We start from the raw sequence: 21,981 nt of genomic DNA, 5'->3' as shown, positions 1-21,981 counted from the left end.
CAAAAATTCCTTGTGGTGAGAGGTCAGGACAGGAGGTGTTGCAGGACGCGACTGCCGAAGTAGGCCATGGTCAGCAACAGTGCGCCGCCACAGTTAAACCAGACGACGCGACGGCCACGCCAGCCCTCATGATAATGGCCCCAGAGCAATACGATATAAACAAACCAGGCGAGAATCGACAGTACCGCTTTGTCGACGTTTTCGCGGTTAAAAAGGTCCTGCATATAGAACAAGCCAGTGCAGAGCACCAGCGTCAGCAGTACGACACCGACCTGCGTGATATGGAACATTTTGCGTTCAATCACCATCAGCGGCGGCATATCCTGGCTGAATGCCAGCTTTTTATTTTTTAGCTGATAATCGATCCACGCCAGCTGCAGCGCATAGAGTGCGGCGATAATCAGGGTGGCATAGGCCAGCAGCGCCAGACCAATATGAATCATCATCCCCGGCGTGGTTTCCAGATGGGTGATAAACGCATTAGGCAGAAACGCGGCAAAGGCGAGGTTAATCAGCGCGAAGCTATACACCAGCGGCAGCAGCACCCAGCCACGGTTGCGAGAAGCGACGATGGTCATAATCAGACAGATCAGCAGGCTGACCAGCGAACCGATATTCAGCAGGCTAAGATTCTGCCCCCCATCCATGGCAAATATTCGTTGCTGCAACGCGATACCGTGAGACACCAGCGCGACGCAGGCAGAGAGAACCGCCAGACGCCGCCATGCGCTGTTTTTGCGCAACAGGCTGGGGATGATCAGGGCAAGGCTGATTGAGTAGGCGAGAAGCGCCAGAATCGCGAAAACGAACATAGATGTTGTCAGGTACCGGCCAGTGAATAAAAACAGCAGTATAGCGCCCGTAGCAGCTGGTTCCAAACGTTCTGATCGCCGATTGCAGAGATCGTCATTGCTTCGTGCTATAATCCGCCGAATTGTGTCGCCTGGGCGACCTCTGTATATGACGTAAAAGCGAGAGACAATGTTTGATAATTTAACCGATCGTTTGTCGCAGTCCCTGCGCAATATCAGTGGACGCGGACGGCTGACCGAAGAGAACATCAAAGAAACCCTGCGTGAAGTGCGCATGGCGCTGCTGGAGGCTGATGTCGCCCTGCCGGTAGTTCGTGACTTTATTAATCGCGTCAAAGAGCGCGCGGTAGGTCATGAAGTGAATAAAAGCCTGACCCCAGGTCAGGAATTCGTCAAGATCGTGAAGAACGAGCTGGTCGCGGCGATGGGTGATGAAAATAACACCCTGAACCTGGCGGCGCAGCCACCGGCTGTGGTACTGATGGCGGGCTTGCAGGGTGCAGGTAAAACCACCAGTGTCGCCAAACTGGGTAAGTTCCTGCGCGAGAAGCATAAAAAGAAAGTGCTGGTGGTGTCGGCTGACGTTTATCGTCCGGCGGCAATTCGTCAGCTGGAAACGCTGGCCGAACAGGTTGGCGTTGATTTTTGTCCGTCAGACCTGAGCCAGAAGCCGGTTGATATCGTCAACAATGCGCTGCAAATGGCCAAACTGAAGTTCTACGACGTGCTGCTGGTGGATACCGCTGGTCGTTTACACGTCGATGAAGCGATGATGGATGAAATCAAACAGGTTCATGCGGCGATTAACCCGGTGGAAACCCTGTTTGTTGTCGATGCCATGACCGGTCAGGATGCGGCGAATACCGCCAAAGCGTTTAATGAAGCGCTGCCGCTGACCGGTGTGGTGCTGACTAAAGTTGACGGTGATGCGCGCGGTGGTGCGGCACTGTCGATTCGTCATATTACCGGTAAGCCAATCAAGTTTATGGGTATCGGTGAGAAGACCGATGCGCTTGAGCCATTCTACCCGGAACGTATCGCCTCGCGCATTCTCGGTATGGGTGATGTGCTGTCACTGATCGAAGATATCGAAAGCAAAGTGGACCGCGCGCAAGCGGAGAAACTGGCCACTAAGCTGAAAAAGGGCGATGGCTTTGACCTTAACGACTTCCTTGAGCAGCTGAAGCAGATGCGCAATATGGGCGGTATGGCAAGCCTGATGGGCAAACTGCCGGGTATGGGCCAGTTGCCGGACAATGTTAAATCCCAGATGGATGACAAAGTGCTGGTACGTATGGAAGCGATGATCAATTCCATGACGCGCAAAGAGCGTGAGAAGCCAGAAATTATTAAAGGTTCGCGTAAGCGCCGCATTGCAACCGGTTCCGGTATGCAGGTGCAGGACGTGAACCGCTTGCTGAAGCAGTTCGACGACATGCAGCGTATGATGAAGAAGATGAAAAAAGGCGGCATGGCGAAGATGATGCGTGGCATGAAAGGTATGATGCCGCCAGGATTCCCTGGTCGCTAAACCGGTCCGAAATTCTGCAGGCGCAAAAGCATAGTCAGCTTTCGATTGCTTTTTGCGCCAAAATGAGTAAAATTTTCGGGCTTTTTATATTGCACCCGGGTCCCGCCCCTCGCTGGGTCCCGGGTGTTTTATTAACTTAAGAGGATGTTATGGTAACAATTCGTTTGGCACGTCACGGCGCGAAAAAGCGTCCGTTCTATCAGGTAGTTGTCACTGACAGCCGCAATGCACGCAACGGTCGTTTCATCGAGCGCGTTGGTTTCTTCAACCCGATCGCATCTGGTCAGGCTGAAGCACTGCGTCTGGATCTGGACCGTATTGAGCACTGGGTTGGCCAGGGCGCAACGCTTTCTGATCGCGTTAACGCGCTGATCAAGACTGCAAAAAAAGCAGCTTAATCTGTCACGGTGGTCAACATGAGCAAGCAACAGGCCGCGAAATCCCCTGTTCAGCCGTTAATTCTCGGTAAGATGGGTGGAGCCTACGGTATCCGTGGTTGGCTCAAAGTGTTTTCCTCCACCGAAGACGCCGAAAGCATTTTTGACTATCAGCCGTGGTTTATCCAACGTGCGGGTCAATGGCAGCTTATCGAGCTGGAAGGCTGGAAGCGCCACAATCAGGACATGATCATCAAAGTCAAAGGCATTGACGATCGTGATGCTGCGGGACTCTTCACCAATTGCGAAATTGTGGTCGATTCCGGGCAATTGCCAGCGCTGGATACAGGTGACTATTACTGGAAAGACCTTATCGGTTGCCAGGTTGTCACTACGCAAGGCTATGAACTGGGTAAAGTCACTGAGTTGATGGAAACCGGTTCAAACGACGTTCTCGTCGTCAGCGCAAACCTGAAAGATGCATTCGGTGCGAAGGAGCGGTTAATTCCGTTTCTTGATGAACAGGTTATCAAGAATGTCGATCTCACTACCGGCACCATTGAAGTAGATTGGGATCCTGGTTTTTGACCTCCGAAGATTGCGGTAAACAGACGGTTCCATCAATGTGGATTGGCATAATTAGCCTGTTTCCAGAGATGTTTCGCGCGATTACCGACTACGGAGTAACTGGTCGGGCAGTAAAAAACGGCCTGCTAAGCATTCAGAGCTGGAGTCCACGTGACTTCGCTTATGACCGGCACCGTACCGTAGACGAACGTCCTTACGGCGGCGGACCGGGAATGCTGATGATGGTGCAACCCTTACGGGACGCCATCCACGCAGCGAAAGCAGCGGCAGGGGAAGGCGCGAAGGTGATTTATCTTTCACCTCAGGGTCGCAAACTTGACCAAAACGGTGTTTGCGAACTGGCGACCAGTCAGAAGTTAATTCTGGTGTGTGGTCGTTATGAAGGGATTGATGAGCGCGTAATCAAAACCGAGATCGACGAAGAATGGTCGATTGGCGATTATGTGCTTAGTGGTGGCGAGCTACCAGCAATGACCCTGATTGATTCAGTATCCCGGTTTATACCTGGCGTACTGGGCAAACAGGCTTCAGCCGAAGAAGATTCATTTTCGGAAGGTTTGCTGGATTGTCCACACTACACCCGACCTGAAGTGTTAGAAGGGATGGAGGTTCCGCCAGTATTACTGTCGGGCAACCATGCCGATATTCGCCGGTGGCGTCTGAAACAGTCGTTGGGCCGTACCTGGCTTAGAAGACCTGAACTTCTGGAAAACCTGGCTCTGACTGAAGAGCAAGCAAGGTTGCTGGCAGAGTTCCAACGGGAATTCTCCGGGCACCAAAACGATGATGCGGCAGGTAAAGCGTAACGCTACCTCCTTAAATATCAGTTTACCCAGGATAAGAGATTTAATTATGAGCAACATTATTAAGCAAATTGAACAAGAGCAGATGAAACAGGATGTACCTTCATTCCGTCCGGGTGATTCCGTGGAAGTGAAAGTATGGGTCGTTGAAGGTTCTAAAAAACGTCTGCAGGCATTCGAGGGCGTGGTTATCGCTATTCGTAACCGCGGTCTGCACTCTGCATTCACTGTTCGTAAAATTTCTAACGGCGAAGGTGTTGAGCGTGTATTCCAGACGCATTCACCAGTAATCGACAGCATTGCTGTTAAACGTCGTGGCGCCGTGCGTAAAGCCAAACTGTACTACCTGCGTGAGCGTACTGGTAAGTCAGCTCGTATCAAAGAGCGTCTTAACTAAGATACAGCTTACGCTGCATCCAAAAGTTAATATAGAACAAGGGGTTAGCGATGAGCTAACCCCTTTTTTATGTTTTATGTCCACGGATTGTCCACGCAGAATAAAAATGTGGACAGTGGTGGACACAAAAAACCCGCCGAAGCGGGTAGGGGAGTCGATAGGGATTAGAGCCATAGAGCGCCCTGCAATGTTCTGTCTGGATGAGGTGGAACAGGCTTAACCCTGCCGGGGGCCATAATTATTTCGGCTACTGTCTCATGGGATTTGAAGGTGCAACCACAATTGATGTTCTGGCACTGATTGTAACGTTCTTTGGTTTCTTTAGAGACCTGAAAACTACTTCGCGTATGTGCGGCATTCCCACACAACGGGCAATTCATCATATGCACCACTCCCACTAATCTTAATAATTTAGATAATAATACTCTTAATGTATGATTTTGCGAAATTATACTTACCGGTTTTCATTCCATTTCTATGTCTGTGATTTTTACTTCCAACTCAATCGCCGTGGTATAGCCGCTGTCATTCAGGCTGTGCGTCAGCCTGCTGATCGTCCATTCCGCATCATCTATCTGCTTTTTGAAGCCGCTGACTTTCACCGGCATTTCCGGGTAAAGCTCTGCGCGCCCCATTGCCAGCTGGATGGAAAATGACGCTACTCCGCGCTGCAGCCGCTCCCACTGCATTTTTGCTGCCCGCTCAGCATTGCTGCGGTTCGCGTAGGTCCGACTCAGGACCAGCACGTTTTCATCCGAACCCACCAGATAATCGCCTTGCTTCGCCTCTGGCTCCTTTGTCTTTGCTGGCTTCTTTCGCTTGCGCTTTACCTTCACGGTTTCTTTCTTTACCGGTTCACGGGTATGCAGCCAGCTGGCGATCACACCGGTATAAGCGTCACGGTCCTCCAGGCTAAACCGATGGCCGTCACCGGCAGCGCGGGTGATGGTGATAACAGGCAGCGCTTTGCCACTGGCTGTCTTTCCCTGTCCCTGACGGATAAACAGCAGGTTGCCACCCTTTACTGATGCAATCGCGCCGTACTGGCGCGCCAGACGCATCAGAAAACTGCCGTCAGACTCATTGGTCTGGTCGATATGATCGATGGCCTGTTTTGACATTTCATCGCTTAGCGCCAGTTTCAGATCGTGCCGGGCAGAAATAGCCTTCACCACTTCGCCAACAGTGGTCTGGTGCCATGAGGCTTCACGGCGGGTATTTAACGTGGCGCGAAAGTCCGCACTGCGGGCGCGCAGCGTGAGTTTGTCCGGTGCGCCGCTGTGTTCGATGTTATCGACGGTAAACTGCCCCTTACTGATTAGTGGCTGCCCCTGCCAGCCAAGCGCCACTGTCAGCAACACACCGCGTCGTGGCAGTTCCAGCTTGCCGTCTGCGTCGTCCAGTTCAATATCCAGCTGATCCGCTTCAAATCCGCGATTGTCTGTCAGCTCAAGGCCAATCAGCCGTTTATCCAGATTTGCGGTGATGTCCTTACCGCCCATCGTTATGCGAAACGTAGGCGCTGCCGCTTTCCCGTTGATCCATTCTGAAGCCATCACTGCATTAACCCTCCCACGGCGGAGGTCAGATCGTTAACCGCCGACGTTGCCGCATCTTGCATGGTGGTCAGCTGATCGCTCAGGCTGCCATATAGCTCTTTCAGTGATTCATCCACGCGCATCAGGCCAAGAGTGAATTCAATACGCCTGGCTGCACCGTTGCTGAAAAACTCGCTTTTGGTTTCAGCCAGACTTTCGATCACATACATGCCGTAAATCATGCCACTACCCTCAATCAGCGGCCATGCTTTGCCCAGCTCTGCCATCTGCTCCAGCGCAAACAGCGACAGCTTGCCGCCGGTCACCTCCGGCAGCAGCACGCCAGACAGGGTGATTTTATCGTTATCCGGGCCGAGGTATTGCGCGGACGGACGCCTGCCAATGCGGTTATTGGTAGCATGCCGCCAGCCGCGCTGCCGCTGCAATTCCTGATACGGAACGGTCCTTAGCATGAAAACGTATAAACCCAGCGCCATCATCATTATTCGAATCCCCCCTGATCGCTGAAACTGCTGCGGCTACGAGCGCGGGCATGACGTTCCCGCTCATCCAGCTGGCGCGCCACTTCTGTTGCTATGTCCTGCGCGCTCTGGCCCGGTTGCGCCACAATGGAAATCGGTGCATGGATGGTAACGGGTGCAACAGCAGCGCTAATCCCCGGTGCGCGTGCTACATCCTGCCGGTAAGCCTTTGCGGGCAGGCTCATCGGATGCAGTGGCATCGCCTCAACTGGTGTGGCGGCAATCCCCATTGACAGTGCGGCAGCGGCTGCCAGTTGCGCCGTCCGGCGACGGCTGGTTATGTTGACAGGGCCATTGATAATCTCCGGTCCGTTTTCTCCCACAATGCCAAACTGCCCGGACGGAATATTGCCGCCGCTGTCGTACATACCCGCATATGCCGGAAATCCCCCGGCGGGCAGGTTTACTTTGCCATTCGCCACTGTCGCAGACTGCGGCTGCCTGATACTGTCGCCGGACGGTAACTTTTTGGACTCTGTGCTGATGATCCCCATTTTATCCAGCAGCCAGGATATGCCCGATTTCAGTGAGTCCAGCGGATGCAGGGCGATATTGATCCCGTCGGCAAGAAACTGACCGAACTTTTTCCCCATTTCGGCGGCGCTGTTCAGCTCCTCTTTAGTCGAACTCACAGGGGCGAGTAAATCCTTAAACCAGCCGAACAATGCGCGCACCTTGTCGCCAATCCATGTAAACACCGGCTGCAGCGGTGCAAATGCGTCGGAAATAGGGCCGACAGCAGCTTTGAATCCTTCCACCACTCCACCAAGAAACGCCTTAATGGGTGACCAGTATTTCCAGATAACCAGCGCCACTCCGGCAATAGCCGCAACGAGTAGCCCGACAGGACTCAGCAAAAATGTCAGCGTGCCGGATACTGCCATCATCGCCACACGCAGCACGGCCATCGGTCCGCCAGCCAGCCACGCCATCACACGGCCAGCGCCAGAAATTGCCAGCCGCGCCGTGCCCAGCGGATTCATAATCAGCCCCAGCGCGCCGGATGCGGCGGACATTGCACCCCGGAACAGCCTTAGCGGCGCACGTCCGACGGCTCCAAGCGCATTTCCGGTCATTCTCAGAGAAGCACGCAGCGAACCGAGCGGCCCGGCCAGCAGGCCCGGCTTGCTGGCAGTGGACGCTAAACCGCGCCGCAACAATGTCAGCGGCGATGAGGCCAGCCACGACAGCATGCCCCCGGTCCGTCCGGCAGCTTTGCCAAGCGACAGTAGCAGGCTGATGCCCAGCGTGCGCATACTCAGTTTCATTACCGCCAGCGGACCGAGTACGGCGGCCACGCCCACCGCCATGGTGCCAAGCGCCACCAGGGCAAATGCTATCCCTGCGGCTACCTTCATCAGCGTGGCGGTCAGCTGCGGGTTTTCCTCAATCCAGCGGCGGGTTGTGCTGGTCACTTTCTTTATGGTGTTCATCACGTCCATCAGCGGCTGGCGCAGCGTTTCGCCAAGGCTGCTAAAGTCATTAGCCACCCCAGCTTTTACCAGCATCCATTGTGCAGACAGGGAATCAGTGTTGATATCTGACTCTTTCTGCATGGAGCCATTCGCATCACTACCAGCGGTCAGTTTCAGCTGGCGATCCAGCTCCGGCATATTGTTGGCGAGTTTGGCTGCATCATCGCCAAATTCCTTACCGAAAATCATCGTCATTGCGCTCAGACGCTTGTCTTTCGGCAGGTTGTTCACCTTTGTCAGCACGCGCTGGATGGTGCCCATAGCGTCCTTCGTCATCGATTTTTCGATGGCGGCTGGATCCAGTTTCAGCAGGCTCATGCCCGCCATAAAGTTTTTGCCCTGCATGGTGGCAATCGACAGTTCACGCACCATGGCGTTTGATGCGCTGGCCGCGATTTCTGGTGCTGCGCCCAGTGACAGGAAGGTGGATCCCAGCGCGGCCGCCTTGCGAAAGTCCAGCCGGTCAGCCACGCCGCCCATACGCTGCAGCACGTCGATAATGTCCGAACCCTTGGACATGGCGTTATCATCCAGATAGTTAAGCGCATCGCCCAGCTGCTCAATATTGCGTGTCGGCACTTTATACAGCTGCGCAATTTTCCCCAGCCCCTCCGCCAGCTCGTCAGCGGGCAGCTCAAAGGCGGTGGCAGCTTTCGCTGCCGTACTGGCAAACGCCAGTAAATCGCGCTTCTGGTCCTTCCATGAGTCATTCGGATTTACCACATTCATTCGCGCGCCGCCCTCAATCAGCGCGGCATAGTCCATCGCGCCGTTCTGCATCGGCAACTGCTCACTGGCGTTCTTGATAGCGTCCTGCATTTCATAAAAGCGGCTGGTGCGGTTGCCATTGTCATCGCGCAGGCCGTTAACCTGCTTTGCCACGCCTTTCATCGCATCTTCCATGCTGGAATAGCTTTTCACTGCAGCAACGACTGGCACTCCCATTGCGGCACCGGCGGCGGTTGTGGTGGCACCGGCACCGGCAATGCGATCCCTCGCCTCCAGCGAACGGCTGTACTGCGCCCGTGCAGCGTTCATCTGGCGCTGGCGTTCACCCAGGCGTTTAAGTTCTTCCTGCTGTTTCGCCAGCGATGCAGTTACCGCGTCGGCGTCTGTTCTCAGCCCTTTTTGCGCACTGCTCAGCTGCTTTGTATCGATGCCAGCGTCGCGCAGTGCCTCCCGCTGGCGCTGGACCGACAGACGCAGCCCGTTGTATTTGCTCTGCAGATCATTAACGCGGGTTTTGGCTTGCTCAAGCAGTCGGGACTGCTGCGCGGTCGGGCGATTGGTACTGGCAAATTGCGTGGCAAGTTTCGCCGCTTCTTCGCGTGCTGTTTTGAGGCTGTTAGCGGTGATACCCAGCTGGGTATTGGTTTTGCGAAAGCCATCAATGCGGGACGCCTGAGCGTCCAGCTCTTTTAAGCGGGCTTTACTTGCCTGAATGGCGGCGGCCAGCTCTTTACTGCTGGCCTGTGCATTCTTGAAAGGGCGGGTGATTTTATCAACCGCGTTAAGGACCACCTGCAGACGCAGATTGTTATTACTCATCCTGACCGGCTCCGCTTCGGATTATCGCTTTATGCCGCCACTCCAGCACTTCTGTCAGCGGCATAACGTCAGTGACGGCGGGCGGCCAGTGGAAAATGGTGGCAATGTCCGCCACCAGATCGTCAACCGTCAGGCTGTCGGGAAATCTGACCGTGCCGACTTCGGCAACAAAAAAGTGACCACCTCAACGGACAGACTGAGAAGATCGGCAGGGTCCATTTCGGCAATTTCATGAGACTGCAGCGCCGGGATAGTGACGCGGGGCAATACCATCATCATGGCGTTTACGTCCATATCCATCAGCGCCTGCAGGCGTGTACCGCGTAGCGAACCGGATTGTGGTTTGCGTACCGTCACCTCGGTAATTTCGGTTTTGCCGCGCACAACCGGCGTGTCCAGTACGACGGATTTTTCAGTTACCAGCGCAGTGGTTTCGGTAGTGATTTCAGCAGTTTCTTTTTTCATTGTTCAGATTTCCGGGAATTCATAACGGGTTAAACGGCGCGACATTGCGCGCCGGGATAATTACAGGCCCAGCGCCGTGCGGTGTTCTTCCAGCAGGTCCACGCCGTCGACGATTTCAATCATGTTCACCAGATCGACCTCATACAGCACTTCGCCACCGATGGTCAGTTTGGCGTAGCTGTTGGTGTTGCTGACCTTGGTTGATGAACTCTCGCCGGACTTCCACTCGCCGGAATCCAGCTCCTTATGACGCCCGCGCACGATCAGCTCAACGGCCTGCACTTCTGCGGTGTCATCGGCCTGAATGGAGCCGGTAAAGCGCAGCTGAATGCCGTCAACCTTCGGGGTGCCCATCTGCTTAAACAGCAGTGACTCGGTACCGCCAATGGAAAATTCGGTATCCAGTGCGCCGTCGTCCAGCCCCATATCAATATCCACCGCGCCCGGCATCCCGCCGCCGCGATATTTCTCAAACTTGCGGGTGAATTTCGGCAGCGTGACGGACTCCACGATCCCCATCCAGTTTTCACCGGCGTTGAATAAATTCAGGTGTTTCAGTTTGCGTGGTAAGGCCATGATGGCTCCTTATGCGTTAACCTGGCTGGAGAAATCCACCAGGTACTGATCGGTAATGCGCTGGCGCAGCATCAGGTTTTCCAGCGGTGGCACTGGCGTATAGTCGTAATCAATCGCCAGCTTGCCCGCTTTGAGCGTGTCCTTATCGTTGACCGAATCATCCAGCCAGCAGTCGGCTCCCAGCAGATAACCCTGCGATACAAGGTTGCGCATTTTGGCGCGAATACCTTCGATGATGTCGCGGGCCAGTGAAGGCGTCAGCGGCATATCGACCGCCCACATATGCGCCTCAGCCATGGTGTCGGCCAGTACCTGCGCGGTGCGGGTGTAGTTCTCAAACTGGAACAATGGATCGTCGCTGAGCGTGCGGGAACCCCAGAAGCGGAAGCCATCTTTGCGGATAAGCGTGGTGATATCGTTCTGGTTCAGCAGGCCCGCATCGGTTGCCGGATCCTGCAAATCCCAGAACACATCGGCTGAAATGCCGGTTACGCCGTTTACGCCAACGTTTGACAGGGTTTTATGCCATCCAGTCTGCTGGTCAATTTTGGCACGCAGCCCCAGCGCGCGGGCGGTGGCGTATGCCGTTGCCTCTGCATCAGCCACAGTGTCCCAGCTGGTAAAGTCAGGCCAGATCAGCATGCCTTCGCGCTGGCTGAAGTTCGCGCGATAGGCAATGGCTTCTTCGAGGGTTTTGCAGCCATAGGCGGAGATATAGGCAAAGGCGCGCAGGCTCTGCGCCACGCTCAGCAGCTCGGTTGATACGGCCTGCGTGTCGTGACCGGGTACGCCAAGAATGCGTGGTTTAACGCCAAGCTGAGACTGGGCGGCCAGCAGGGCTTTCATGCCGGTGCGTTTACCTTCAGCCGTCACGCCGCCGATAATATTGGAGGTGGTTTCCGCTTCGGTTTCGCCCTGCGCCACGCGCACAACGACCGTCACCGGTTTAGCCTGATCGCCAATGGCATCCAGTGCGTTTGCCAGCGTGCCGGTAGTACCAGCCTTACCGCTGGCGGTCAGCACATCGGTAAGCAGCACCGGCTTGTTTAAAGGGAAGGTGGCAGCATCGGCATCATCGGCGGTGCAGACCATGCCGATAATTGCCGTGCTGACCGTGGTAATGGTGCGCGTGCCTTCGTTGATTTCCTCGACGCGCACACCGTGGTGATATGAATCTGCCATGCAGCGGTTCTCCTGTTCAGGTGTTCCGCTATGGTGTCTGCTGGTTCTTTTTAATGCATGCGCCGGGCTTTGTATGAACGCTGACACAATATATTGCGGCTTATCTTACGCCGCCCGATACCATGCCATCAGTCTGATATAGCTGTTTACCACGCTGATTTCTTTCCCTTCGCCGAGCTGATCGGTCTTTGCCGTCACGGTATGTTTATGCGCCGGGATTTTCACCGGGTGTTTGTGGGCCGGGGCGGTAGCGGTATTAATCTTTTTATTGCCGAACGCCACGTCATCCATTGAGAAATGGCCTGCCGTACCGCCTTCAACGAACCTGTCGTATTCATGGGCGTGCGCGCCGCCATCCTCCGTATTCAGGGTGCCGAAATCATGGCTGGACGTCTCACCCGTCACGTTAATCTGTTCGGCGGGCAGATTATCTCTGGCAAGCCGGATGCTGTCGCTGCCGCCGGTTGCCATCACATCAGAGCCGTCCTGTTTGCCGAGCCGGATGGTTTTATCTTCGCCGAGATACTTCCATTCCGACCACGGCCAGCGCGCGTTAGGGTCAACATTATCCTTAAACAGGCGCACCTCGCCGACCGGGTTATCATCTTCCCAGGCGTCGCGCAGCGCACCCTTAACCGCGTCGGCAATGGCGCTTTTCATCGCGTTATCAAGGTTACCGGCAATCTCGTCGGTGTAGTCCTGCGCCTCGCTCTTAATCCGGTTTACTTCATCAATGGTCGCCAGCACCACCGCCGGATTATCGATAAACTGCACGTCAGCCGTGCTGCTGACCGCCAGCCAGATGCGGATTGCCTGATGGCGTCCGGCACCCTGTGCCAGCTGCGGCTTGTAGGATTCCGGCATATTGGCGACGGCCAGACACACGCCATCCTCACTGAACAGCGCCACCTCGCGCAGCCAGAAGCCGCCGACCTGTGGCGGCATAATCAGTTCCGCCTCGATAATGCTGGCGCCCTGGTCTGCCACCGACAGGCGATTAAGCGGCGCGCGGTAACGCTCGTTAATCAGCCCGGTCTGCTGCGGGTCGGGCACCGGCAGCACGCCATTCGCATCGCCAACCGCCATCTGTGAAAACCCCACCGGCACGCCGGACAGGGCCGCCGCCGTCAGCCGGGCGGCGCCTGCGGCGGTCAGCACCGCGCTGAATTTTTTACCTGTCACTGTTTCACCTCCGTTCCGGCCAGCCATCAGGTTTAAACGCTGATACCGCGCTCAAGGGCTTCAACCCGCACGCTTTCATATACGGCGGCGACCTGACGCGCGACCAGCGCCACGTCATCAAAGAATCCGACTTCACTTACCACGCCGGAAGAGGTCAGGCCGGTAAATGACACCGTGGAGTTGATGCCGACCTGGAACGGGCGGCTCAGGTCGCGCTTCGCAATATCGGTGGCGGCGGAGACGATATCTTCCGTCAGCGTGCCGCCCTTGCCGGTATACAGCCGGTACTGGTAATTCGTGGCGTCAAACACCGCCATCCTGAAGACAAAATCACCGCGCGCCGGTCGCGCCATATCCGGGTCAGCAGTGCTTGGCAGCGTGCCCTGCGCCCCGGCGTCGTTGGTGTAACGAAGCGCGCCATACTCCTCCGGCGAAGCCGCGCGCGGCGTGCGTTCGGTGATGGCTTCGCCCGCCGGGCCGGGTGTGGCATACGCAGAAAAGTTATGCAGCGGGTAAAACTCAGTGGCACCGCTGACAATCATGCGAAACACGCTGTAAAACGAGTGCGTCGCCGCCGGCAGCTTGTCGAGGTTAATCCCGGCCAGCCGGTTGACCTGTACGCCGTCCGGCAGCCAGATAACGCCGCTGCCGCTTGTTTCGCCGGTCATGCCGCTGGCGGAAACGTCCGCGATGCTGGCAGGCGAGTCGCGGAAAATCATGCGCCCGTTAAAGGCGGGCAGGCTTTCAGGCCGGATAAAAATCGTCACCGCGTCAGGATTGGTAATGCGAGCTTTGGTTGCGCCGAGAATTAGAGCCATTATTTCACCCACAGTGTTGACAGTTTATTGCAGTCACCGCCCATCCACGTATCCACGTAGTGGTCGGCAGTTTCCGGCATTCTTCCGGCCACGACGTCAGGGAAGCGCCGCACGTAAAACGGCATGCCGCCCCAGCCGTGCCCTATTTCTGAAATGTCCTGAGTACCCGCGCCGCTGAGGGTGCGAAACCACGCCGGGTCGGTAATGCCGTGAATTACCGTCTCGGCCAGCAGGTGAATCCTGCCGCCGTCCAGCGCATACCAGTCTTCACCGTGCAGCTGCGCTATCTCACACATCATCACCAGCGGGCCAAAGGTGAAATGGTGATAGTGCAGCGCCTTGCTGCCGCGCAGCAGCTCAACGTTAATCGTGCCGTTGTCGTTGATATGGCCGAGGTCGGTCAGGAACTGCGCGGCGGCCTTGTCGTAAAACGCCTGCCTGCCGGTGGCGTTCCACAGGGAAAGCAGCGCGCAGGCCGCCCACGTTTTATGGTTGTTGTTGCCGTACAGCTCCATACGTTCAGATACCGCATCGCCCAGCAGATTCAGCCAGCGCAGCAGCGCAGGACGCCAGCCAAGCGGCGTCACCTTATCCAGCTTCCAGTAGGTCAGCCCGATATTGACCGCGCGCCAGTGGCGGTCGTAATCCGCAATCCCCACCGCTGAGTTAGAGCCGGTCAGGGCATTAAAACGCGCCCAGCGCAGCATCCAGTCAGCCGCCGCCCGGCCACGCGCATAGTCACCGTCAAACAGGAACGCGCCTGACCATGCTGCAATCTGGTCGTTAAAGTCGTTGACCGGCTTCAGCGTCTTCTCACGGATAGCCAGGTTAACCGGGTCAAACGCATTGCCGGTCGAGCCATACGGCCCGACGGTGGTCAGGTTGCGCACGGCCACTGGCGGTAACGGGTTTTCCAGCCACAGCGGATCAACCCAGCCGTCGTCGTAGAACTTCAGCCAGGGCGTGGCTTCCGGGGTGTCATCCGCCAGCGCCCATAACAGCCCGGCTTCGGCGGCAACGCGTTCATTACCCATGCGTACGCCACCGGCGTAAACCGCGCCGTTCTCCGCCATAAACAGCGTCGACCTGCCGTTTTCATCCGCCAGCCCGCCAATGATGGTTTCACCCCGCGCGGTTTTCTGCGCGTCGCCTTCCGTCACGTTGCTTCTGACGTCCGTCACGTTCTGCGAAATCTGCTGAATGGCCGCCATCCCGGCGGGATTCGCTATCGGCTTTGCCGCGCCGCTGTCATTCACATACAGCGTGAATGAGGTGATGCTGTCCACCCCCTGCGCCACCTGAAACACCTGCCCGGAAGGGGTTGCCGCCAGTCCGGTAATCGTGCCGTCCGGGTCGTCGCTGGTTTTAAAAAAGGTGCGCGCGCGGATGTACTCGACCGACTCCAGCATGGTTTTCAGCCACTGCGTGCGGTTGCCAAGCTGCTGCGCCTGCAGGTTGGCAATGCCGGTGCGACCGCCCTCGATTTTGTCCGTCCGGGCCACCTGATAAACCTCGTGTTCCCACTGGGTCTGTTCGTTAATTTTTCCCATCTCTTTCCCCGGAATAGTGATAGTTGTTGTCGTAGTGGGTCGAACCGTCATACCGGTTGCTGCCGTCAGGCTGATAGCCCTGCGGATAGACCGTGATAATGCTGCCGTCGCACAGCGAGGCGGCGTGATAAACCGCCCCCGTCATGCTGGCCGAAAGCGTCAGCTGCGCGATATGACGGCTGGCCGGTCTGGCATCGCCAATCAGCCGCTCAAGCTCGCTGACCATTTCCTCAGTAATGCCGACGTCCATCAGGTCGATGGTCAGGCGGAACGTTCCGGCGGGGTCGGCAACCTGCCACCACTCCGCCAGCGTCATGGTGTAGCCCATGTTTTCAGTCACGCGGCGGATGGCGGCAACGGTGCCCTTGCGCCGGTGGATATAAAACGCATCCTTAACCGTCCTGCGCTTCTCCGCCTCAGACCATTTCTCATCCCAGCGGTCAACGGAAAATGCCCAGGCGAGATAGGGCAGGAATTTCACCGGGCATATGTCCGGGTTCCACAGGTCACGCAGGGGTACGCTTAAATCGCTGATACCGGCGCAGGCTGCAGCCGCGCGGCGCTCAAGCTGTGTAGAACCCGGCGGCAGCAGGCTAGTCATCCGAACCGCCGATGCTGATGTGCCAGGCGGTGCAGTTGGCCGCCTGAGTTTTATCCAGCACCACATCATCAGACGGGGATGCCAGCTCAACGCGCTGCACCCCCTCGGCGTGCAGCGCCGCATAGATGGCAGAGCGGCGGATATCGCGACCGAGGCGGCGCTGCTCGTTGATATAACTGGTCAGGCGCAGTTCAGCAGCGGCGCGGATTGGCTCGACCGCCGGGCCGGGATAAACGTAAAGTACGGCATCAATCCGGTAATCGACGATTTGCGCCGACTGCACCGTGACGCGGTCAGCCACCGGCCTGACAGTTTCATCATTCAGCGCTGCGCTGACGGCGGCCAGCAGCTCAGCTGATGCAGTGCCGTCGCCGGTGCGTGACAGCACGCTGACGGTCACCTCTGCCGGTGCCGGACTGATAACCGAAGCGTCGGCCACGTTGCCGTCGGCGCTGAGGGCGTGGAATTCGTAAGCACCGGCAGGCCCGGCCACGCTCATCCCTTCAAAGGCGGCGGGAATACGCTGGCGCAGGTCGGCGTTGCTCTCCATCACGGCGGCGACCGGCGGCACGGCTTCCTCATCGGCGGGGGTGATCACCAGCCGCTGCACGTTGTTATTCGCCGCCAGCTGATCCAGATCGCCGTTCATCGCATAGGCCACCATCACCGCCTGCGCGGCTTCGTTGACGCGCTGGCGCAGAATAACCTCACGATAGGCGTTTTCTTCCAGCAGCTTAACGATGGGTTCTGATTCCAGCGTCAGCGTGCGGGCCACCGCTTCCTGTTCGTTAGCGGGATACAGGTCGATAAATGCGGCCTTGCGGGTTGCCAGCAGCGTTTCAAAATCCGGCACCTCAATAACCTGCGGTGCGGGCAGCTGTGAAAGATCAATTACCGCCACTGGTTGCTCCTGTTTCAACGGACAGCGCCAGCGGCGTGCCATCTGTACGATGCCCGGTTAAATCTACGGTCATGCTGCCGTCATATGCGCTGTTCAACGTAACGGAATCCAGTGTAATACGCGGTTCCCAGCGGCTGATCGCCAGATAGGCTGCGGCCAGTACCTGCAGACGGTTTACCGGATTCTGCGGCTGGTCAATCAGTGCGGACAGCAGCGAACCATACTCACGCCGCGCGATTCTGCTGCCCTGCGGAGTAATCAGAATGTCGCGGCACGACTGGCGGATATGCGCCAGATCGGTAATACGCTCACCGGTTTGCTGATTCATCCCCAGATACATCATCAGACTGGCCCTCCTGAAATATCGCTGCCGGACTTCACGGCATCATGGCCGTGCTTATCCACCACGATCCCGTTTGAACTCATCGCGCCGCCACCCTGGGTAACGCCACCATTGATAACTATTTCACTGTTAATCCGGGTCTGATCCGCCGTAACAACAAACTGGCCGGTCTTCAGCTCAATGCTGTCTGCCGCCTCAATCAGCAGGCTTTTGATCCCCTTCACCAGCCAGCGCCCCGTGGCAGGCTCATACTCAAACCAGCCGCCATCGGGGTATTCAGTTACGCTGGCATCTTCGGAAAGTGATGGCGGCGGGTTGTCGTCGGAATAGATGGCGGGCAGCGCAAAGGCGGTTTCCAGATTGCCGCCGATACTCAGCAGCACAACCTGCTCACCGACTGAGGGTTTCCACCATGTGCGGGAACGCCCGGCGCGCATGGTGAGCCAGTTAATCCAGTTGGTTTCGAGTTCGCCCGTTTTCACCCGGCACAGCCAGTTATCCCGGTCCACTTCGGTTACCGTGCCGGTGCGGATCAGGTTGGTGATAAGGCGCAGGAGTTCGTTTAGTTGTGCATTCATATGCTTTAAGATGCATGAATCTTGAATTACAAACAGCAACATGCGATTGTGCTATCCATGAAACATGACAAATTGGAAGTTAATTGAATGACTGATATTGATGCACAAATTGAAAGAATCCTGATAGAGAGGGCAACTAATGCTATCAATTCTGGTTCGGAGTTTGAGCTGGAAAAAGAGTTGTTAACTGTGGTCGTGGATTATAGTGAAAAGATAATTATTAATTTGAACGCTGAGTTGGAAGAGTTGATTTCAAAGAATCATGAGCAAAACTTGAAATTTACTGAAAATCACTATGGCAAATGGAAGCCAGCTTTAGATAAATTAGAAATGCTAATTACCACCTGTATTGAGAGTGGCTCTAAGTACAATGAGAAAAAAAAGGATTTAGCATCGGAATATGATGACGTCTATTTTTATGTTTTGATCAGGCTACATGCAAAAGCATGTCATGTTTCCAATGAAATACTTTACTTGCTCAAAGGTGGCTATGCAGATGGTGCACATGCTAGATGGCGAGCTTTACATGAAATAAATGTTACACTAATATTCATTTCTAAACATGGGACAGAATGTGCTGAAAGATTCTATTTTCATGAAATGATTGACTCATTCAATATGATGAAGTCCGTTATAAAATATGAAGATAGGTTACAAGTTAAAGGTTCAGGAAAGGAAGTATATGAAGATTACGAGACTGTTTACAAGGAGTTATTAATAAAATACGGAAAAGACTTTGAACAGCAATATGGATGGGCTAATATTTACTTCCCCGACATTAAGAAGCCAGGCTTCCAGAGTTTAGAAAAGGATGTAGGACTTGACCACATGCGACCATATTTCAAATGGGCTAGTCAAAACATACATACCAGCTTCAAGAGTATAAGTAAAAATTTATCGCTCCCTTTTAGCCAAGGAAATGAGTTAATGGTTGTAGGTCCCAGTAATTATGGACTTACTGATCCTGCTGACGCAACTGCGTTAAGTATCGCTCAGGCAACCTGCTGTTTATTAGTTAACACCACAAATTATGAAAATGTTGTACTGGCTAGTATTATAAGTACACTCTCAGAAAAAATCGGTAGAATTTTCCATTCGATAAGTAACTGCAATGATTTTGAAAGTAAAAGTTAATCACTTATTGTTCATATTACTAAGGATGCTTAATGTCATTTTACAAATACGTCAACATTGATACGCTCGATAAAATTCTTAGTGGTTCAATAAAAATAACTCAACCAAATGCATTTAACGATCCTTTTGAACTTGCGGTGGAAGTCTATAACCCAGATGATATAAACAAAGGATTAGTTACTTTAAATTTTAACGTAACCACTCCTAAAGGGGATATAACTAAATATCTTCAACCAGAAGGATTTGAAGATGATAATTGCAATGACATCTGGACACGAGAGCTAATTAGCTTACTTAGTCAAAAAATCGGTTTTTTATGTCTATCCAGAAATAGCGATTCTCACTTAATGTGGGCGCATTATGCAGACAATTATTCAGGTGCGGTAATTGAGTTCGACGATAATCATGAATATTTTGAAGGCGCCTTTGAAATATCTTATGTGGAAGATAGGCCAAAAATTCACATGGATTATTTTTTAGACAAAAAGGAGGTGGCAATTTCTGAGCTTTGCATAAAATCTAACGAGTGGTCTTATGAAAGAGAGTGGAGGTTGGCGAGATCCTTTAAGGATTGTAAGAAAATAAAAACCGGGAAAGGAATTCCAGATATTTTCACTATGCCATTACCATTAGATTCTATAAAAGGGATAGTGTTAGGTGAACGCTGTAGTCTTGAAAATGCAAAAAAAACATTTCACCGCATTAAAAACACCAGCATTTCATTGAAAATTGCAGCATTAGCTAATTGGAAATATGAATTTAGATATGAAACCGTAAAGTTCAACCTACCAATAAATGAAATGTGTGCCCCTATCTCTCCATATACTGCAGATATATTCATAGGAGAAAAGGGTGTACAAGGAGAAATGGCTAAATGGGTAAAAGAAAATCACCCTATGACAGAGATAACAAAGTGGAGGCTATGAATTTATTCACCAGCAATCCAATTAATTAATGTATATTGAATATCATTTTCTAAATTATCGCTTAAACCAAGTAGCGGGCGCTCAGCATACTTCGCCGTCAGCCCGCGCTTATTCACCCGGTCACGCAGACCATAGTGATGCACGCGGGCAATGCGCTGTACCTTACCCTCAAACTGCACCGTTGCCTCATCTGCCGTCGCGCCAGCCTTAAGATACTTCGCGGTTTTCAGTTTGGTAAACATCTTACGACGCACGCGGCCTTTCTTGCTGCGGGCCGTTATGCGGCGCGGTTCAAATGCCGTGCCGTCCGGGCTGCGCTGCAGGGTGATATTTTGCTGTTGCTGCTTACGCATTTTCAGCGCCACTTCACGCAGCAGCTTTTTACGTTCCGCCGTGGTGAAGCGCCCCAGCAGAGCCGTCAGCCATTCATCTACCTGATGCAGTTCAGCCACGTTTTGTCATCCAGAATACTTCAGGTTCCACCGGTTCCGGCACGGCCTCTATTTTGGTCACGCCATCTTCCTGACGGGCGATCACCCGCTCGGTCAGTTTCAGGTTGAGGCTTAAATCACACGCGCCGTTGTTGAGGATATCAGCCTCAAACGTCAGCGCTTTATCACGCAGATCGGGATTTGCCATCATGTCCGGCTGATTATCGCGCAGCCAGAATAAAACCGGGGCCATCAGCAGATTCTGGTCCCCGGCAAAATCGGTCACCACCACATTCAGCGTGTAGCGATATTCCCACGATATTGACGGGGCCAGCGTGGCAACCAGCGCCCCCTCATCGACAAACAGATGCAGCGTTTCGGGGTTATCGCGCAGGTGCTGCACGCCCTCAGTCAGGGCTTTGCGTAAGGATTCCGGCTTGTTCACTGTTTCGGTTCTCGCAGGCTATGGCAGTATCCACCTTGTCGGCGCACATCGCCCAGGCGGCCTCGGTATCATCCAGCTGACGGTTCAGATCGCCGTTACTGCGCGGGTTTGCCGCTGCCAGCTTGCAGGGGGTCAGCTTCGGACAGCCACTTGCGGTAATCCTCACCTCCGGTGAAGGCCGGGCGCTGCCGCAACCGGCTAATAACATCAGGCAGAGTGGTAGCAGCCCAGCGCTTAAGCTCGTCATTTTCACGGGTTAAATCCTCAATTTTTTGCTGCCGCTTACGTAGCAGCGCATGGGTATCTTCAGCGGTCGCATACAGGCGCGTCTGCTCCCGGCTGCTGGTTTCGGTCAGAATGGACAGAGCAATCAGCTGGCTGTTTTTCTGCGTCAGCTTTGTGCCCTGGCTGGTGATTGTCGTACCCTGCGTTTCGATAGTCTGATGCGCATTGCTTAGCCGCCACGACTGCACGCCTGCAAAAGAAAACAGGATCAGCAGTCCTGCCATCAGAAGGTTACGCATTACTGAGTTACCCCTTTCATGCACCAGGCCATTTCACGCCCGCGGCGGTTATCCAGCCCCTGATTAAACACGCCTTTCACGTATACCCAGCGCGGCAGCTGATGGCAGGCATCCGGCCACAGCCGCTGGTTCAGTAATTTCACCATTGTTGAGCCGCACGCATTGCCGGTGCCGACGTTGAACGCAAAAGACACCACCGCGTCATACACATACTGCGGCAGCTTTACGATGATGCATTTACGCAGCGCCGCCTCAACGCGCAGGACGTTGCGGATAAAGCCGCCAGCGGCCTGCCGCTCGGTAATGCTCTGCCCCTTCACCACGCCGGACGTATTGCCGATCCCGTCCGTCCACACCCCGGCATCGCACTGATAGGGTTTCAGGCGGCAGCCTTCATAATCCGCAATCAGTTTCAGCCCCTCCACGGAGGTATTCAGCTGCGAAAACCCCGGCAGCGTGGCGGCAACGGCCAGCACCGCGCCAATGGCGCAGCGTTTAACGATTTGCAGACTCATACTCACCCCGGCTTATTTTTCCGCTGACCAGCAACTGAAACGTTTTCCGCCGGTAGTACCAGCTCACCAGAAACATGCCGATACCCAGCACCATACCGAGTACGGTGGCAACGTCTTGTAAATCCCATTTCCCCAGCCAGCCCATCAGCAGCGCGATGCTGTACGTGATAAAGGCGCTGATTCTCTCCGTTGTCATGGC

At 54.6% G+C, this 21,981-nt stretch carries 29 protein-coding genes; 7 read left to right on the top strand and 22 right to left on the bottom strand.

Translation table 11 applies throughout. The features are described from left to right. Nucleotides 1-23: 23 nt before the first annotated feature. On the bottom strand, nucleotides 24-812 hold the full coding sequence (locus N5923_RS10140; protein WP_267142416.1) for a cytochrome C assembly family protein: 789 nt from the start codon (nucleotides 810-812) through the stop codon (nucleotides 24-26). Between the two features lie 169 nt (nucleotides 813-981). Between N5923_RS10140 and ffh the strand changes: the two genes are divergently transcribed. The 5 genes from ffh to rplS all read left to right on the top strand — a co-directional run bounded on the left by ffh (nucleotide 982) and on the right by rplS (nucleotide 4,508). Continuing rightward, on the top strand, nucleotides 982-2,343 hold the full coding sequence (ffh, locus tag N5923_RS10135; protein WP_267142417.1) for a signal recognition particle protein: 1,362 nt from the start codon (nucleotides 982-984) through the stop codon (nucleotides 2,341-2,343). A 149-nt stretch (nucleotides 2,344-2,492) separates the two neighbouring features. Next, on the top strand, nucleotides 2,493-2,741 hold the full coding sequence (gene rpsP / locus N5923_RS10130) for a 30S ribosomal protein S16 (protein ID WP_017803668.1): 249 nt from the start codon (nucleotides 2,493-2,495) through the stop codon (nucleotides 2,739-2,741). Nucleotides 2,742-2,759: 18 nt separating this feature from the next. Continuing rightward, nucleotides 2,760-3,308, top strand: a complete 549-nt coding sequence (gene rimM, locus N5923_RS10125) for a ribosome maturation factor RimM (RefSeq protein ID WP_267142418.1) — start codon at nucleotides 2,760-2,762, stop codon at nucleotides 3,306-3,308. Nucleotides 3,309-3,343: 35 nt separating this feature from the next. Beyond that, entirely contained in the window at nucleotides 3,344-4,114 is a 771-nt protein-coding gene (trmD, locus tag N5923_RS10120; protein WP_267142419.1) for a tRNA (guanosine(37)-N1)-methyltransferase TrmD, read from the top strand. Between the two features lie 46 nt (nucleotides 4,115-4,160). Continuing rightward, on the top strand, nucleotides 4,161-4,508 hold the full coding sequence (gene rplS, locus N5923_RS10115; RefSeq protein ID WP_003849035.1) for a 50S ribosomal protein L19: 348 nt from the start codon (nucleotides 4,161-4,163) through the stop codon (nucleotides 4,506-4,508). Between the two features lie 164 nt (nucleotides 4,509-4,672). Here the strand turns inward: rplS and N5923_RS10110 are convergent, their stop codons facing one another. The 15 genes from N5923_RS10110 to N5923_RS10040 all read right to left on the bottom strand — a co-directional run bounded on the left by N5923_RS10110 (nucleotide 4,673) and on the right by N5923_RS10040 (nucleotide 17,807). Next, nucleotides 4,673-4,891, bottom strand: a complete 219-nt coding sequence (locus N5923_RS10110) for an ogr/Delta-like zinc finger family protein (protein ID WP_267142420.1) — start codon at nucleotides 4,889-4,891, stop codon at nucleotides 4,673-4,675. Nucleotides 4,892-4,972: 81 nt separating this feature from the next. After that, on the bottom strand, nucleotides 4,973-6,064 hold the full coding sequence (locus N5923_RS10105) for a phage late control D family protein (RefSeq protein WP_267142477.1): 1,092 nt from the start codon (nucleotides 6,062-6,064) through the stop codon (nucleotides 4,973-4,975). After that, a complete protein-coding gene (locus N5923_RS10100) occupies nucleotides 6,064-6,549 on the bottom strand; it encodes a phage tail protein (RefSeq protein ID WP_267142421.1) in 486 nt (161 codons plus the stop codon). The genes N5923_RS10105 and N5923_RS10100 overlap by 1 nt, the downstream gene beginning before the upstream one ends. Then, a complete protein-coding gene (locus N5923_RS10095) occupies nucleotides 6,549-9,611 on the bottom strand; it encodes a phage tail tape measure protein (protein ID WP_267142422.1) in 3,063 nt (1,020 codons plus the stop codon). Before N5923_RS10095 ends, N5923_RS10100 begins: the two co-directional genes overlap by 1 nt. Further along, nucleotides 9,604-9,726, bottom strand: a complete 123-nt coding sequence (locus tag N5923_RS10090; protein ID WP_267142423.1) for a GpE family phage tail protein — start codon at nucleotides 9,724-9,726, stop codon at nucleotides 9,604-9,606. The genes N5923_RS10095 and N5923_RS10090 overlap by 8 nt, the downstream gene beginning before the upstream one ends. A 14-nt stretch (nucleotides 9,727-9,740) precedes the next feature. Further along, nucleotides 9,741-10,076, bottom strand: coding sequence for a phage tail assembly protein (locus tag N5923_RS10085; protein WP_267142424.1), 336 nt, complete (start codon nucleotides 10,074-10,076; stop codon nucleotides 9,741-9,743). Nucleotides 10,077-10,136: 60 nt separating this feature from the next. Next, the gene (locus N5923_RS10080) at nucleotides 10,137-10,652 is read right to left on the bottom strand and encodes a phage major tail tube protein (protein WP_267142425.1); all 516 of its coding nucleotides are present in this window, start codon (nucleotides 10,650-10,652) and stop codon (nucleotides 10,137-10,139) included. Nucleotides 10,653-10,661: 9 nt separating this feature from the next. After that, nucleotides 10,662-11,834, bottom strand: coding sequence for a phage tail sheath protein (locus N5923_RS10075; protein ID WP_267142426.1), 1,173 nt, complete (start codon nucleotides 11,832-11,834; stop codon nucleotides 10,662-10,664). A gap of 105 nt (nucleotides 11,835-11,939) precedes the next feature. Next, nucleotides 11,940-13,043 (bottom strand): phage tail protein, encoded by a 1,104-nt coding sequence (locus N5923_RS10070; RefSeq protein ID WP_267145230.1) that lies wholly within the window; start codon nucleotides 13,041-13,043, stop codon nucleotides 11,940-11,942. Nucleotides 13,044-13,048: 5 nt separating this feature from the next. Next, nucleotides 13,049-13,834, bottom strand: coding sequence for a hypothetical protein (locus tag N5923_RS10065; protein WP_267142428.1), 786 nt, complete (start codon nucleotides 13,832-13,834; stop codon nucleotides 13,049-13,051). Next, entirely contained in the window at nucleotides 13,834-15,384 is a 1,551-nt protein-coding gene (locus tag N5923_RS10060; protein ID WP_267142429.1) for an alginate lyase family protein, read from the bottom strand. The genes N5923_RS10065 and N5923_RS10060 overlap by 1 nt, the downstream gene beginning before the upstream one ends. Further along, the gene (locus N5923_RS10055; RefSeq protein ID WP_267142430.1) at nucleotides 15,371-15,985 is read right to left on the bottom strand and encodes a phage tail protein I; all 615 of its coding nucleotides are present in this window, start codon (nucleotides 15,983-15,985) and stop codon (nucleotides 15,371-15,373) included. Before N5923_RS10055 ends, N5923_RS10060 begins: the two co-directional genes overlap by 14 nt. Beyond that, nucleotides 15,978-16,886, bottom strand: coding sequence for a baseplate assembly protein (locus N5923_RS10050; RefSeq protein WP_267142431.1), 909 nt, complete (start codon nucleotides 16,884-16,886; stop codon nucleotides 15,978-15,980). Before N5923_RS10050 ends, N5923_RS10055 begins: the two co-directional genes overlap by 8 nt. Next, nucleotides 16,873-17,232, bottom strand: coding sequence for a GPW/gp25 family protein (locus tag N5923_RS10045; RefSeq protein ID WP_267142478.1), 360 nt, complete (start codon nucleotides 17,230-17,232; stop codon nucleotides 16,873-16,875). Before N5923_RS10045 ends, N5923_RS10050 begins: the two co-directional genes overlap by 14 nt. Continuing rightward, entirely contained in the window at nucleotides 17,229-17,807 is a 579-nt protein-coding gene (locus N5923_RS10040) for a phage baseplate assembly protein V (RefSeq protein ID WP_267142432.1), read from the bottom strand. Before N5923_RS10040 ends, N5923_RS10045 begins: the two co-directional genes overlap by 4 nt. An 87-nt stretch (nucleotides 17,808-17,894) precedes the next feature. Here N5923_RS10040 and N5923_RS10035 point away from each other — a divergent pair, with 87 nt between their 5' ends. Beyond that, on the top strand, nucleotides 17,895-18,941 hold the full coding sequence (locus tag N5923_RS10035; protein ID WP_267142433.1) for a DUF5677 domain-containing protein: 1,047 nt from the start codon (nucleotides 17,895-17,897) through the stop codon (nucleotides 18,939-18,941). A 32-nt stretch (nucleotides 18,942-18,973) separates the two neighbouring features. Continuing rightward, the gene (locus N5923_RS10030) at nucleotides 18,974-19,867 is read left to right on the top strand and encodes a DUF2971 domain-containing protein (protein ID WP_267142434.1); all 894 of its coding nucleotides are present in this window, start codon (nucleotides 18,974-18,976) and stop codon (nucleotides 19,865-19,867) included. Nucleotides 19,868-19,869: 2 nt separating this feature from the next. On the opposite strand, the gene N5923_RS10025 is transcribed toward N5923_RS10030, so the two are convergent. Genes N5923_RS10025 through N5923_RS10000 form a run of 6 tightly spaced genes read right to left on the bottom strand, consistent with a single transcriptional unit; the run spans nucleotide 19,870 to nucleotide 21,978 of the window. Further along, on the bottom strand, nucleotides 19,870-20,319 hold the full coding sequence (locus N5923_RS10025; RefSeq protein ID WP_267142435.1) for a phage virion morphogenesis protein: 450 nt from the start codon (nucleotides 20,317-20,319) through the stop codon (nucleotides 19,870-19,872). Further along, entirely contained in the window at nucleotides 20,312-20,743 is a 432-nt protein-coding gene (locus tag N5923_RS10020; RefSeq protein WP_267142436.1) for a phage tail protein, read from the bottom strand. Before N5923_RS10020 ends, N5923_RS10025 begins: the two co-directional genes overlap by 8 nt. Further along, nucleotides 20,706-20,951 carry an Rz1-like lysis system protein LysC gene (gene lysC, locus N5923_RS10015; RefSeq protein WP_267142437.1) on the bottom strand — a complete coding sequence of 82 codons (246 nt, stop codon included), beginning with the start codon at nucleotides 20,949-20,951 and terminating at the stop codon, nucleotides 20,706-20,708. The genes N5923_RS10020 and lysC overlap by 38 nt, the downstream gene beginning before the upstream one ends. Further along, entirely contained in the window at nucleotides 20,839-21,267 is a 429-nt protein-coding gene (gene lysB, locus N5923_RS10010) for an Rz-like lysis system protein LysB (RefSeq protein ID WP_267142438.1), read from the bottom strand. The genes lysC and lysB overlap by 113 nt, the downstream gene beginning before the upstream one ends. Then, nucleotides 21,267-21,782, bottom strand: a complete 516-nt coding sequence (locus tag N5923_RS10005; protein ID WP_267142439.1) for a lysozyme — start codon at nucleotides 21,780-21,782, stop codon at nucleotides 21,267-21,269. The genes lysB and N5923_RS10005 overlap by 1 nt, the downstream gene beginning before the upstream one ends. Continuing rightward, the gene (locus N5923_RS10000) at nucleotides 21,763-21,978 is read right to left on the bottom strand and encodes an HP1 family phage holin (RefSeq protein WP_267142440.1); all 216 of its coding nucleotides are present in this window, start codon (nucleotides 21,976-21,978) and stop codon (nucleotides 21,763-21,765) included. Before N5923_RS10000 ends, N5923_RS10005 begins: the two co-directional genes overlap by 20 nt. Between the last annotated feature and the right edge of the window lie 3 nt (nucleotides 21,979-21,981).

Origin of the sequence: Winslowiella arboricola (genome assembly GCF_025527015.1) — a bacterium.
GTDB lineage: Bacteria > Pseudomonadota > Gammaproteobacteria > Enterobacterales > Enterobacteriaceae > Erwinia > Erwinia arboricola.
Note: the sequence above shows the minus strand (reverse complement) of the source record. Positions and strands in the feature narration are given on the sequence as shown.